The sequence below is a fragment of the Leptotrichia hongkongensis genome, from assembly GCF_041538065.1.
GTDB lineage: Bacteria > Fusobacteriota > Fusobacteriia > Fusobacteriales > Leptotrichiaceae > Leptotrichia > Leptotrichia hongkongensis.
The window spans coordinates 101,301-113,873 of record NZ_JBGORW010000008.1 but is presented as its reverse complement, the minus strand read 5'-3'; the positions used below and the strand labels follow the sequence as shown (position 1 = coordinate 113,873).

The window sequence follows — 12,573 nt, the reverse complement described above, 5'->3', positions numbered from 1 at the left end:
ATGAAGTGTTAATAGCGGATAATGAGATGTTTTTATGGTAATTTATAACGGAAAAGCTGTAGTTGTGGTATAGTTTGAAATTTATTCAAAAAAAGTTTTATAAATAAAAAATCAAAAATAAGATAGGAGAAAAAATGATGATTATTAAAGTAGACGGTGGAATAAGTGAAAAAATCTTGGAAAATTTAGTAAATAGATTGGAAACGGAGAATAATGTGAGTGTTAAATTAATTAATGGCAAAGAATATTCAATTTTAGGATTAGTTGGAGATATCAGCACAATCGATATAAAACATATCCAGTCGCTAGATTATGTGCTGGATGTACAAAGAGTACAAGAGCCTTATAAGAGAGCAAGTAGAAAATTTAAACCAGAAGACACTATTGTAAAAGTGGGAAATGTAGAAATTGGGGGAAATAGCCTTGTGATGATGGCAGGACCTTGTTCTGTGGAAAACGAAAAACAAATTATTGATACAGCAAAAGCTGTAAAAGCTGCTGGAGCAAATATCTTAAGAGGTGGAGTTGTTAAACCTAGAACGTCGCCTTATGCCTTTCAAGGATTAGGGATGGAAGGTATTGAATTGATGAAAAAAGCAAAAGAAGAAACAGGACTTCCAATAATATGCGAAGTTATGTCAATTGCTCAATTGCATGAATTTGGTCCACATCTTGATATGATTCAGTTAGGTGCGAGAAATATGCAAAATTTTGATTTGCTGAAAGAAGTTGGGAAAACAAATATTCCAGTACTGTTAAAAAGAGGATTGAGTGCAACAATTGAAGAATGGTTAATGTCGGCAGAATACATTTTGGCTGGCGGAAATGAAAATGTAGTTCTTTGTGAAAGAGGAATCAGAACTTATGAAACAGCATACAGAAATGTATTAGACTTGAATGCAGTACCTATGATTAAAAAATTGACACATTTGCCAATAATTGTAGATTCAGCTCATGCAACTGGGAAATACTGGATGGTAAAACCTCTTGCGATGGCAGGAATTGCTGTTGGAGCAGATGGATTAATGGTAGAAGTACATCCTGAGCCAGACAAGGCATTGTCAGATGGGCCTCAATCATTGAAATTTGAAGTGTTTGATGACTTGATGCAGGATGTGGAGAAGATTGCGAATGTGTTGGGGAAAAGTTTTAAATAAATTTATTAGAAGGTTGTAAAAAATGAAAGGAAAATGGCTATTATTACTAATTTTAATTTTTTCGATTAATTCTTTTTCTAAAGAAACTTATACTAAAGAAGAAAAACAATATTTAAAGCAAATTGAAAAAGGAGATAAGGATTCACTGTTAAAATTAAGTGATTATTATTTGCGAAATAGAAAATTTGAAGAATCTGAAAAATTATTATTAAAATATGAAAAAGAAAATAATAACTTAGGAAATAGTAGAGAAACAAAAGAAAAAATTATTTCATTCTATAGGTATTGGAGAGATTCAATAGTGCTTTCAGTTTTAAAAGTAAATATAGAGAAAACTAAAGAATTAGAAGAAAAAATTATTGAACGGTATAATGAATTAATAAAATCTGGTGATATAAAAGCGTTAAATGATCTGGGAGAATTTTATATTTGGATAAAACAAGATGAAAAAGGAAATAAATTGTTAAAAGAAGCTGCTGATAAAGGATATAAACCAGCTCAAGAAACTTTAGAAAGACAGAAGAAAGATAAAAGTTTTGGTGAACAAAAATTACAAGAATATGAAAATAATTATAAGGAAACAGGTGATGTTAGAGATTTGAGAATGTTAGCATATTCTTATGTAAGTTTAAAAAAATATGATTTAGCAGAAAAAACTTATTTACAGTTAATTGAATTAGAAGACTATCAACCTGATTATGCTTCATTAGCCCAAATGTATGATTATAAAACTCAAAATTATGAAAATGCCATAAAGTATTACAAATTGGCAATAGAAAAAATATCGAATAAAACTCAAAAATTTGATGCTAGAGATTATTGGATTAGAATAGGAGATATGTATTTTTTACAAGGTAATTTTATTGAAGCTGAAAAGGCGTATAAAAATTCTATGGCATTTAAGCATGCAACTGATGGTAAAACATACGAGCGAAATATGTTAATAGAAATTTATAAGTCGCAAGGAAGAACAGAGGAAATGAAAAAATTGGAAAAGCAAAATAAAAGCTGGTGGAATAATTAAAATTTTGATATTTTTCATATAATATTTAAATTGAAGTAGCTGTTTATAAGAAAATTTGTAAAAAGGGGTGTTTACAATTTTGAAAAAAATAGAAAATTTAACAGTAACAATAGTAGGACTCGGAGTAATTGGAGCAGCTTTTGCACAAAGTTTTAAGGAAATTGGTATTAAGACTGTTTATGGAATTGATATTGATGAGGAAACGATAAAGAAGGCAGAAGAGAAAAATATTATAAACAAAGGATTTCTAGAAACTAAAGAACCTTTGGAAAAGTCAGATTTTGTGGTAATTACTCTTTATCCAAATTTGATGAAGTCGTTTTTTGTGAATAATATTAATTATTTTAAGGAAAATGCCATAATTACGGATGTTGTTGGAATTAAAGAGAAAATTATTAAAGATATTGATCCAATTATTGAGAAGAGTGGAAGAAATATTGACTTCATTTTTGGACATCCTATGGCAGGACGTGAGAAACGTGGGATTGATTTTGCAGATAGTAGAGTGTTTAAAGATGCCAATTATATAATTATTAAGGATGAAAAAAATAAAAAAGAAAATCTAGAACTGTTCTCAGAAATTGTAAAATGCATGGGTTTTAAGAAAGTCAGTTTTCTTACGGCACAGGAACACGATGAGATTATTGCGTTTACGAGCCAGCTTACCCACGCAATTGCGGTTTCGCTTGTAAATAGTGATAGTGAAAAGTACGATACGAATCGTTTTATTGGGGATTCTTATCGGGATTTGACGAGAATTGCGAAAATAAACGAGGATTTGTGGGCAGAACTTTTTATAGGTAATAAAAAAAATCTCTTAAAGATGATACAGCAGTTTGAAAGAGAGCTAGATGTAATAAAAGATGCATTGAATGATAATGATTTAGGAACTTTAAAGGAAAAATTTATAATTTCAACAAAACGGCGAGAAAAGATTGACTAAAGGAAATTGATTCAGGAGGAATAAAATGGAAAACAATTTTGAAAATAAAAAATATTTAAAAACATTAGTTGGTGACAATGTTTATCTTTCGCCAATTTCTCTTGATGATGTTGAAAAATACGCTGAAATGGTTAATGATATAAAAGTTTCGGTTGGTTTGGGCTATCTTTCTTATACTAATATCATAGATTTCGAAAGTGAAAAGGAATTTTTAATTTCAGTAAAAAAAGAAAAAATGTTTGCTGTTAGGCTACTTGAAAATGATGATCTTTTGGGAAATATTGGATTTAATTCAGTAGATTTGCTAAATCGTACGGCAACAATGGGAATTATGCTTGGAAATTCTAATTATCAAAGAAAAGGATATGGAATAGAAGCTGTAAAATTAATACTTGACTATGGCTTTTCATTTTTAAATTTGAGAAATATATCATTAAGTGTATTTGAATATAACGAAGCAGCTTATAATTTATATAAAAAAGCTGGTTTTAAGGAAGTTGGAAGATTGCGTAAAGCAGTTGAGATTATGGGAAAAACTTATGATGTGATTATAATGGATATGTTAAAAGAAGAATTTCAGTCGGTTTATATAAAAAGGGAACTTGAAAAAAGATATAATTTGAAATAAAAATTTATATAGTAAAATCATTTTAAATGACAGAATTTAATGGTTTTGCTATATTTTAATATACACATAAAGAAGAGGAAATGGAGAAAATTATGGAAATATTGAATGTTGGATTAGGAGAAAATTCTTATGATATTGTAATTGGAAAAAATTTTTTTGAGAAATTTCCTGAATATATCGAAAAAATTTATAATGGCAAAAAATTATTTGTAATTACTGATTCTAATGTGGATAAAATTTATAGGAATCAATATAAGAAGATGTTTAAAGGCTTTGATTATGCAATTTATGTGCTGGAAGCTGGAGAGAAAAATAAGCATATTGGGATAATGCCAGGAATTTATTCTGCAATGGTAAATGCAGGGCTTACGAGAAAGGATATGGTTGTTGCATTTGGTGGCGGAGTTGTTGGAGATATTGCCGGATTTGCAGCTGCCAGTTATATGCGTGGGATTGGATTTATACAGATACCGACGACGATTGTTTCACAGGTTGACAGCAGTGTTGGAGGAAAAGTTGGAGTTGACTTGCCTGAAGGGAAAAATCTTGTTGGGGCGTTTCATCAGCCGAAACTTGTTTTAATTGACAATTATTTTTTGAATACATTGACAGACAGATATTTTTACGACGGATTTGCTGAAATTGTGAAATATGGATGTATTTATGATAAGAAGTTTTTTGACAGACTTGTGGAAATTGTAGAAACAGTAGGCGTTTCCTATGATGATGAAAATTATAAACAGAAATTACGTGAGCATCTGATGAAGTATGTGAATGAGATTGTTTACCGTTCATGTGAGATAAAAAAGGAAGTTGTGGAAAAAGATGAGAAGGAAAGCAATTTGAGAATGATATTGAATTTTGGGCATACTATCGGACATGCAATAGAGCAGTTTACAAATTATGAGAAATACTCCCATGGAGAAGCAATCTCTGCTGGAATGATGGACATTACAAAAATTGGGGAGAAAAAAGGGTTTACTAAAAAGGATGAATTTTTAAAAATTGAAAAATTGTTGAAGGCATTGAATTTACCGACTGAGATTGAATATCCGAAAGACAAGATTTCTGAAATTATGAAAAGAGATAAGAAAAGTACAAGTGATGGAATTAATTTTGTAATTCTAAAGGAAATTGGGAAAGTTAAGATTATGAAGATTGGGGAAAAGGAGATTTTTGAGTAAATTTTAGGTTGTAAAAATGAAAATAGTTAAGTAAAGGAACTGAAAAGGTCAGACAGTGTCTGACCTATTTGAAATAGTGAAGGAGTGAAAAAATATGTTACAGGAAAATTTTAAAAAAGTGGAAAAGGCGAACTGGTTAAAAATTATTTTTAATTCAGCAAAATTTTTAATTTCTTTGCTGGTATTAAATATAGGAGTAGTTTTATTATTTACAGTTGAAATTAGCAGAAATTTTTATATTTCTACTGTTGTGATTTTTATAGTTTTATTAATTATATTGGGTATAGTAGATTTCTTTGTGTTTTCGTATTATAAAAAGAAATATCCAAACATTTATTTTTACGATGATGGTTTTAGTGTAGGAAAAAATGAAAAAAATTATTATAAAAATTTGCAATATTTTCTTTCAAAGGAAGTATACATGGTGGGAAATACATTTACAGCCATTTTTTTCAAATCTAACGAAGGAAAGTGGGAAAAAATCAATGCAGGCGGATATAGAAAAGATGCTTTTGATTTATTTCAAGAAGATTTTGTAAAACAGAATTATCCGAGTGCATTAGAAAATATTGAAAATGGAGGAAATGAGGAATTTTCATTTAGAAAATCACATAAATTGAGTTTCAGTCTTTTCTCAGACAAGAAGCAAATTGAGAATTTTGATAATTTAAAGAAAATAAAAGTTTCGAAAGAAAATATTACATTTGATGATGAAATATATAACTGGGAAGAATATATAATTGGTGTAGCAGATGGAGTGATATTTGTAAAGGATTTAAATAATAATATTATTTTAGCTTTTGGAAATGAAATGGAGATTTTCTGTGAAAATCTGCTAGTCTTTTTAATAGAAAAACTGAATAAAAATTAGATGAAAGGGATTATTTATGAAGAGATATTTAAATGGAATTTTATTTGCAGGGTTAAGTTCTATTGTTGCAGTTATGATTTGCTTAGGATTTTCGATGATTTTTTTAGGATATAAAATAATTTCTATAATTATATTTTTTATAGTTTTTTTTGGCTGGATATTTGGAATAAAAATTAAAAAGACAGAGACAGAAAGTAAAAATATTGCCAAACCTATACGTCAAAGTAAATTTGGAGCAAATGCTAAAAATGAAAATTTGCTAAATCCAAAATATGAGGCTTTGTCAATGAGGGATATTACAAAAGGAATTCCTGTAATTACAATTTTTTCCATGATTGCAGTATACTTTGTTGATGTAGTTTTGGTAGCTTATTATTTAAAAAGAGAACAAAATCTACCATTTTTAGAAGGTTTATCTTATTCGTGGATGGGAGTTTTTAAAATAAGTAGTGAAATATATAAAGATTGGGTTTGGATAATTTTAGTTGCGATTGTATCTGTAGTTGCTTTTATAAAAGCTGAGAAAAAGGAACAGATGAGTAAGGAGAATTAAGAGGGAAATTAGATTTTATATAGTTTATTCAAAAAATGGAATTCGTCAGACAGTGTCTGATGAATTTATTTGGGATTAAAAAAGAATAAAATGGAGGACTAATATGAGTGATGCTATAAAAGATGAAGTTTTTGGAGAAATAAAAAATTTTGAAACTGAAGTTGAGTGGCTTGGGAGAAAAATAGGTGTGAGTTTTGATGATGGAATTGGGCATAATTGGAGTGAAGAGAAAAAAGTAGAAGAAGTTAAAGGGGCAATTGAACAATTTAAAATTATGTATCTCAATCAAAAAGAACGGGATGAGAGAATAAGGGATAGAATTGTGGAAGATTTGCATTGGTTAGCGGAAGATTGGTTTTCTTCAGTAGATGAGGAAGATGTTGATGAAATGATAGAAATACTTGAAAAAAATTCAAATTCTAAATTTACGAAAAAAGAAAAGGAAGAGTTAAAAGAACTGAAAGTTTCAAAAGAAGTTTTTAAAAATGGGATTTATCTTGAAGGGGTGCGTATAACTTCTAATGGAGATTTTTCGGTGTACTATTATGATAATGAAGTGTTTTTTGCAGGCCATGGGATTGAATTAATGGGAAATATTAGTGGGGAGTTTAAATATAAAGCGAAATTGTAGGATAATTTTATGAAATAAAAAAATAATAAAGTGGAGGATTAGTGTGTGTAAAGCAATTATAGATGAAATTTTTGGAGAAATAAAAAATTTTGAAACTGAAGTTGAGTGGCTTGGGAGAAAAATAAGTGTGAGTTTTGATGGTGGAATTGAGAGTGATTGGAATGAAGAGAAAAAAGTAGAGGAAGTTAAAGAGGCGGTTGAACAATTTAAAATTATGTATCTCAATCAAAAAGAATGGGACACAAAAATGAAAGATTTGGTAAGTGATTATGGGAAAGACGGAGTTATGGATTGGCTTTGTGTTGACGATGAAGAAGAATTGGAAGAATTTATTGAGAATATTCATGAAAATTCAGAGATTGAATTATCAGAGGAAGAAATTGAAGAATTGAAGAGAGAAATAGTTCCTGAAAGAGTATTTAGAAGTTGTATTTATTTGCAAGGTTTATGGGTAACTGCTGATGGAGATTTTACAGCATTTTATTATGACAATGACATATTTTTTCTTGGACATGCTATTATGTTAAGTGGAAATATTAATGGAGAGTTGAATTGTGATGGTGAAGTAGGATAAAATTTTTAAAGTAGAATGAATAAAAAGGAGAAAAAATTTATGAAAATAAAAATAAAACCAAGCATATTAAATGGAAAAATAGAAATTCCACCATCTAAAAGTTATTCGCACAGAGCGGTGATTGCGGCTGCATTAGCTGAAGGCGGGAAGAAGTCAAAGATTGATAATTTGAAGTTCTCGGTGGATATTACAACAACAACGGATATTATGGAAAACTGGGGAGCGAAAATCAATCAAGAGGAAAGTTCTCTTGAAATTATTGGAAATGGCGGAAAAGTCATTCCAAAGGATAAGTATGTGCAATGTAATGAATCGGGATCTACAATCAGGTTTTTGATACCGATTGGGATTACAGATGAAAATGAACTGATTTTTGATGGAAAAGGGAAACTAGTAGACAGACCGCTTGACTCGTATTATAGGATTTTTGATAAGCAGGGAATTTTTTATAAAAATGAGAATGGAAAATTGCCTCTTACAGTAAATGGAAAATTGAAGGCAGGGAATTATGAAATTGATGGAAATATAAGTTCACAGTTTATTACTGGACTTTTGTATGCCTTGCCACTCTTGGACGGAGATTCAAAGCTGACTATTAATAAGAATTTGGAGTCTAAGGGATATATTGATTTGACATTGGAAATATTGAAACTGGCAGGAATTGAGATTGTGAACAATAACTATAAGAGTTTTGATATAAAGGGAAATCAAATTTATAGGCCGTTTGATTATACTGTTGAGGGGGATTACTCGCAAGTGGCGTTTTGGATTGTGGCTGGAATAATTTCTGCAAATAAGGATAATGAAGTGAAATGTCTGCATGTGAATAAGAATTCGCTACAAGGCGACAGGGAAATAATAGAAATTGTTAAAAGAATGGGAGCAAATATCGAGATTTTCGATAATTATGTACTTGTGAGACCTTCTAAAACTAAAGGAACAGTAATTGATATTTCGCAATGTCCTGATATTGGGCCAATTTTGACAGTATTAGGAGCCTTGAGTGAAGGGGAAACTAGAATTATTAATGGGGAAAGACTTAGAATAAAGGAGTCAGATAGAATAACTTCAATAAAGACAGAACTGAATAAACTCGGAGCGAATGTAGCTGAGGAAGGGGACAGTTTAATAATTCAAGGTGTAGAAGGATTTAAAGGTGGAGTTACAGTAAATGCATGGAATGACCATAGAATTGCAATGTCGCTTGCGATTGCTTCGACAAGATGTGAAAAGGAAATAATTCTGGAAGAGGCTGAAAGTGTTAGAAAATCTTATCCGCATTTTTGGGATGATTTTGTGAAAATGGGTGGAGAAATAGAGAAAGATTGCTAAGAAAGATAAAATTTATTTATAATTGATAAATAAGTTAAAAATGGTAAAATCTAAATTAATGAGATAGAAAATTAATAGAATATGCGGATGTAAAATTTAATTAAATTTTATTGAGACCGTTAGGAAAGGAATTTATATGAGTAAATTATTTTTGACATCATATTTAGCAGGAACGAAAAATTTAGTGAAAGAATTTTTAAAAGATGTACCAGAAAAAGAAATTACGTTTGTTCCTACTGCTTCAAACCCTGAAGATTATAAAGGATATGTAGACGAAGCTAAGCAAGCATTTTTGAAATTGGGATTTTCAATAAATATTTTAGATATTTCAAAAACAGAAAAACAAAAAATAGAAAATATATTGAAAGATACAAAAATTTTGTATGTATCAGGTGGAAATATATTTTATCTATTGCAGGAACTAAAACGTAAAAAAATTTTAGATACTATCAAAGACAAAATATCAAATGGAATGCTTTATATAGGAGAATCGGCTGGAGCGATTATTCCTTCTAAAAATATAGAATACACTCAGATAATGGATAATAAGGAAATTGCTCCTGATTTGGATAATTATGAAGCAATGAATATTACAGATTTTTATATTGTGCCACATAATAATGAATTTCCATTTGTCGAAAGTACAAAAGAAACTATAAAAATTTATGGAAGTAAATTAAATTTACTTCCAATAAGCAATAGTGAGGCAGTTTTTGTAAATGGAAAAGATTTTGTTGTAAAAAATGATGATAAATAAAAATGTGGGAAAATAGAAAGAAAAAAAATGGCAGCAAATTTTGGAAAAAATTATAAAATATCAATTTTTGGTGAATCACATGGTAGTGCATTGGGAGTAAATATTGACGGAATTCCGGCAGGAACGGAGCTAAATTTGGAATTTATTTCGCAGGAAATGAGAAGAAGAGCGCCAGGAAGATCAAAATTGACAACACCTAGAGTGGAAAAGGATGAATTTGAGATTTTGAGCGGATTTTTTGATGGAAAAACTACAGGAACGCCACTTGCGATGATTATTAGAAATTCAAACCAGCGTTCAAAGGATTACAGTGAATTAAAAAGAAAGCCAAGACCGGGACATGCAGACTGGAGCGGATTTAACAGATATAACGGATTTAATGATATTCGTGGAAGCGGACATTTTTCTGGGAGAATAACAGCTTCATTGGTATTTGCTGGAGCAATTGCAAAACAAATTTTGAAGGAGCAGGGGATTTTAATTGCAGCACACATCAAATCGGTAAAGGATATTGAAGATAGAGATTTTGTGGAAAGCGATATTACAGAAGAAAATATTAATAAACTCAGAAATATGACTTTACCTGTCTTGAATGAGGAAATTGTAGAAAAAATTGAAAAGGCTGTAGAAAAAACTAGGGAAGAAAAGAATTCACTTGGTGGAATTGTAGAACTTATGGTTACAGGACTTACTGCGGGAATAGGAGATCCATATTTTGAATCAATGGAAAGCGAACTTTCGAGAATGATTTTCTCGGTGCCAGCTACAAAGGGAATAGAATTTGGAGCAGGCTTTGGAATTACAGAAATGACAGGGTACGAAGCAAATGATGAGATGTTTTACGATGAAAAAGGAAATATAAAATCATTTACAAATAATAACGGTGGAATCATAGGTGGAATAACGACTGGAATGCCAATATCATTCAAGGTGGCAATAAAACCCACAGCTTCAATAGAAAAAGCACAAAAAACTGTAAATCTTGAAACAAAGCAAAATGATATTTTAGAAGTACGAGGAAGACATGATCCAATAATAGTACCGAGAGTAGTGCCAGTACTGGAGGCGGCTACGGCAATTGTAATTTTGGATAGAATTTTGGAAGGGAAAAAGAGAGGATTGTAAAAATATTATTAAAAAAATTGATATTGAATTATCGTAGAAAATAAAAAATAAGCAAGAGGTTAGAATATTAGCCACTTGCTTTAATTTTTTACTTAAATTTTTTTCTTTGTTTTATTTTATGTTTAATAATTGTTTTTTTATCATTTTCAAGAGTACTTTTATTTTCTAAAAATATACTTTTATCTCTAAATCCAGTATCATAGCCCTTTGTTTCAAACCATTCTGTTTTAGCTGCTTCAGTCTGGACATTTATCTCTTGTTTTGTCATTTTGTCTCCATTTTTTATTTTAAAGTACATTTCTGGATCAACTCTGTTTATAAGTCCTTTTCCTCTCATTTCAAAGGCTATCTCAAAATGCAGATGAGGAGCGTGTGTTCCACTTGCATTTCCAGTTGTACCTGTTTTGGCAATCACTTGCCCAGCCTTTACTGTATCTCCGATTTTTATATTCACTTCACTTAAATGGCAATATCTAATGTATTTTACTTGCATTGTATTAGGATCATAATTTGGGCTGTATGCCCATTCTCTTGCACTTTCTTTAGGTTTATAATTTTTTCTTTTTATTTTTTCAAGTTCCTTTGGATCGACTTCCAAGTAGAAATTTAATCCATATCCAGTTTTATCCACATACATATCCACAATTTTACCATCCAGCACAGCATAAACATCTGACCCTGGCAATGCAAAAATATCAATTCCTTGATGTCCTCTCGCTCCGTTACTTCGAGTAAGTCCAAATTTAGCCCAGTCAGGATAAACTTCACCACGAAAATTATAATAGGTAACTTGCGGATTTTTTACTGGATTAATCCTAAAAATTTTGTCATCTTCCTCTTCATTCACAATATTTTTCCCAGAACTAATATTTTTTCTGCTAAACATCATTCCGAAAACAATAATCCCTAAAATTAATAAAGCTATTATTCCCCAAATTATCCCTTTTTTCTTGCTAAATTTTGAATTTTTCACTTCATGCTTTTCTTCAATTTTATTGTCTAAATTCTTATTTTCATTATCCATAACATTTAATTTGCTAAATTTTTATAGCCTCTCCTTCTTTTATTTATTTTTTTCTTCATCCAAAATATATTCTTCAATGTAAAAATTAGAAATATGTGAAGAAAATCCTTCTATTTTCTGATATTCCTTTATTTTCTTCCTAGCTTCTAATTTTGACAAACATACTGATAAAATTCGATGTTTTTCTTTTATTTTATCTTTATCAGTATAATAAAAATGAGAAAGTACATATAATTTTTGATTTTTTGAATTATCAATTTTTACCTCATCTTCTTTATAATAAGTAACATAACCGCCTTCCCATCCAGCGTATTTATCCAAATGACATTTTTCTAGCCAGAACCCATCCAAATGTGAACAAAATCCTTTGATTTTTTTATATTTTTCCAGTGCCTTCAATCCCTCTTCCTTTGTATAATAGGCACCTAAAAACCTTGCTTCGTCATTCCACTTATATTTATCATAGACATCTCCATAATCATATCCATGTGATAAAATCCATATTTCCATAGTTTCTCCTAATTATTTAAGGCTTTTAGATTTAAACCCTTTTGTGTAGTAATCTTTCCCAATTATCATGGTTTTAATTTTAAATCCTTCAGGAAAATCCCTAAAACCTTTCATTTCTTTCCATTTATCAACAATTTCCAATGCCTTTTCCTTTGTTGAAAAAAATCCTATTAATTTATCGACATCCTTTTCATCTCTATGATACAACATGTACACTTTTTTTATCTTTTGTTTTTCAGATTTCATAATTTATTCTCCCT

15 protein-coding genes are annotated in these 12,573 nt (G+C 30.0%); 12 read left to right on the top strand and 3 right to left on the bottom strand.

Annotation, left to right across the window (positions count from 1 at the left end):
* The first annotated feature begins 137 nt into the window (after positions 1-137).
* The 12 genes from aroF (at position 138) to aroC (ending at position 10,779) form a co-directional block, all read left to right on the top strand.
* A complete protein-coding gene (aroF, locus tag ACEG17_RS07500; RefSeq protein ID WP_299571387.1) occupies positions 138-1,157 on the top strand; it encodes a 3-deoxy-7-phosphoheptulonate synthase in 1,020 nt (339 codons plus the stop codon).
* 22 nt (positions 1,158-1,179) lie between these two features.
* Positions 1,180-2,181: a tetratricopeptide repeat protein gene (locus tag ACEG17_RS07495; RefSeq protein WP_372583211.1), complete on the top strand. Its 1,002-nt coding sequence runs from the start codon at positions 1,180-1,182 to the stop codon at positions 2,179-2,181.
* Positions 2,182-2,260: 79 nt separating this feature from the next.
* The gene (locus ACEG17_RS07490; protein WP_299573532.1) at positions 2,261-3,124 is read left to right on the top strand and encodes a prephenate dehydrogenase; all 864 of its coding nucleotides are present in this window, start codon (positions 2,261-2,263) and stop codon (positions 3,122-3,124) included.
* Between the two features lie 25 nt (positions 3,125-3,149).
* A complete protein-coding gene (locus ACEG17_RS07485) occupies positions 3,150-3,752 on the top strand; it encodes a GNAT family N-acetyltransferase (RefSeq protein ID WP_372583210.1) in 603 nt (200 codons plus the stop codon).
* Between the two features lie 92 nt (positions 3,753-3,844).
* A complete protein-coding gene (gene aroB / locus ACEG17_RS07480) occupies positions 3,845-4,936 on the top strand; it encodes a 3-dehydroquinate synthase (protein WP_372583209.1) in 1,092 nt (363 codons plus the stop codon).
* 94 nt (positions 4,937-5,030) lie between these two features.
* On the top strand, positions 5,031-5,807 hold the full coding sequence (locus ACEG17_RS07475) for a hypothetical protein (protein ID WP_372583208.1): 777 nt from the start codon (positions 5,031-5,033) through the stop codon (positions 5,805-5,807).
* Positions 5,808-5,823: 16 nt separating this feature from the next.
* Entirely contained in the window at positions 5,824-6,360 is a 537-nt protein-coding gene (locus ACEG17_RS07470) for a hypothetical protein (protein ID WP_372583207.1), read from the top strand.
* 103 nt (positions 6,361-6,463) lie between these two features.
* Positions 6,464-6,991, top strand: coding sequence for a DUF2262 domain-containing protein (locus ACEG17_RS07465; protein ID WP_372583206.1), 528 nt, complete (start codon positions 6,464-6,466; stop codon positions 6,989-6,991).
* 43 nt (positions 6,992-7,034) lie between these two features.
* The gene (locus tag ACEG17_RS07460; RefSeq protein WP_372583205.1) at positions 7,035-7,565 is read left to right on the top strand and encodes a DUF2262 domain-containing protein; all 531 of its coding nucleotides are present in this window, start codon (positions 7,035-7,037) and stop codon (positions 7,563-7,565) included.
* A 39-nt stretch (positions 7,566-7,604) separates the two neighbouring features.
* Entirely contained in the window at positions 7,605-8,897 is a 1,293-nt protein-coding gene (aroA, locus tag ACEG17_RS07455; RefSeq protein ID WP_372583204.1) for a 3-phosphoshikimate 1-carboxyvinyltransferase, read from the top strand.
* Between the two features lie 136 nt (positions 8,898-9,033).
* On the top strand, positions 9,034-9,654 hold the full coding sequence (locus tag ACEG17_RS07450) for a Type 1 glutamine amidotransferase-like domain-containing protein (RefSeq protein WP_372583203.1): 621 nt from the start codon (positions 9,034-9,036) through the stop codon (positions 9,652-9,654).
* 27 nt (positions 9,655-9,681) lie between these two features.
* Positions 9,682-10,779 carry a chorismate synthase gene (gene aroC / locus ACEG17_RS07445; protein WP_372583202.1) on the top strand — a complete coding sequence of 366 codons (1,098 nt, stop codon included), beginning with the start codon at positions 9,682-9,684 and terminating at the stop codon, positions 10,777-10,779.
* 88 nt (positions 10,780-10,867) lie between these two features.
* On the opposite strand, the gene ACEG17_RS07440 is transcribed toward aroC, so the two are convergent.
* The 3 genes from ACEG17_RS07440 to ACEG17_RS07430 are packed head-to-tail and all read right to left on the bottom strand — an operon-like array spanning position 10,868 to position 12,559.
* Positions 10,868-11,803 carry a M23 family metallopeptidase gene (locus ACEG17_RS07440; RefSeq protein WP_372583201.1) on the bottom strand — a complete coding sequence of 312 codons (936 nt, stop codon included), beginning with the start codon at positions 11,801-11,803 and terminating at the stop codon, positions 10,868-10,870.
* Positions 11,804-11,842: 39 nt separating this feature from the next.
* Positions 11,843-12,313, bottom strand: coding sequence for a hypothetical protein (locus tag ACEG17_RS07435; protein ID WP_372583200.1), 471 nt, complete (start codon positions 12,311-12,313; stop codon positions 11,843-11,845).
* Positions 12,314-12,325: 12 nt separating this feature from the next.
* Entirely contained in the window at positions 12,326-12,559 is a 234-nt protein-coding gene (locus tag ACEG17_RS07430) for a DUF7336 domain-containing protein (RefSeq protein ID WP_372583199.1), read from the bottom strand.
* Positions 12,560-12,573: the final 14 nt, after the last annotated feature.

What these genes read in the sequence shown, in the direction of transcription:
- ACEG17_RS07485 (WP_372583210.1), top strand. Translation starts at nt 3,150, where the DNA reads ATGGAAAACAATTTTGAAAATAAAAAATATTTAAAAACATTAGTTGGT.
- ACEG17_RS07475 (WP_372583208.1), top strand. Translation starts at nt 5,031, where the DNA reads ATGTTACAGGAAAATTTTAAAAAAGTGGAAAAGGCGAACTGGTTAAAA.
- ACEG17_RS07450 (WP_372583203.1), top strand. Translation starts at nt 9,034, where the DNA reads ATGAGTAAATTATTTTTGACATCATATTTAGCAGGAACGAAAAATTTA.
- ACEG17_RS07495 (WP_372583211.1), top strand. Translation starts at nt 1,180, where the DNA reads ATGAAAGGAAAATGGCTATTATTACTAATTTTAATTTTTTCGATTAAT.
- aroB (WP_372583209.1), top strand. Translation starts at nt 3,845, where the DNA reads ATGGAAATATTGAATGTTGGATTAGGAGAAAATTCTTATGATATTGTA.
- aroF (WP_299571387.1), top strand. Translation starts at nt 138, where the DNA reads ATGATTATTAAAGTAGACGGTGGAATAAGTGAAAAAATCTTGGAAAAT.
- ACEG17_RS07470 (WP_372583207.1), top strand. Translation starts at nt 5,824, where the DNA reads ATGAAGAGATATTTAAATGGAATTTTATTTGCAGGGTTAAGTTCTATT.
- ACEG17_RS07435 (WP_372583200.1), bottom strand. Translation starts at nt 12,313, where the DNA reads ATGGAAATATGGATTTTATCACATGGATATGATTATGGAGATGTCTAT.
- aroC (WP_372583202.1), top strand. Translation starts at nt 9,682, where the DNA reads ATGGCAGCAAATTTTGGAAAAAATTATAAAATATCAATTTTTGGTGAA.
- aroA (WP_372583204.1), top strand. Translation starts at nt 7,605, where the DNA reads ATGAAAATAAAAATAAAACCAAGCATATTAAATGGAAAAATAGAAATT.
- ACEG17_RS07465 (WP_372583206.1), top strand. Translation starts at nt 6,464, where the DNA reads ATGAGTGATGCTATAAAAGATGAAGTTTTTGGAGAAATAAAAAATTTT.
- ACEG17_RS07440 (WP_372583201.1), bottom strand. Translation starts at nt 11,803, where the DNA reads ATGGATAATGAAAATAAGAATTTAGACAATAAAATTGAAGAAAAGCAT.
- ACEG17_RS07430 (WP_372583199.1), bottom strand. Translation starts at nt 12,559, where the DNA reads ATGAAATCTGAAAAACAAAAGATAAAAAAAGTGTACATGTTGTATCAT.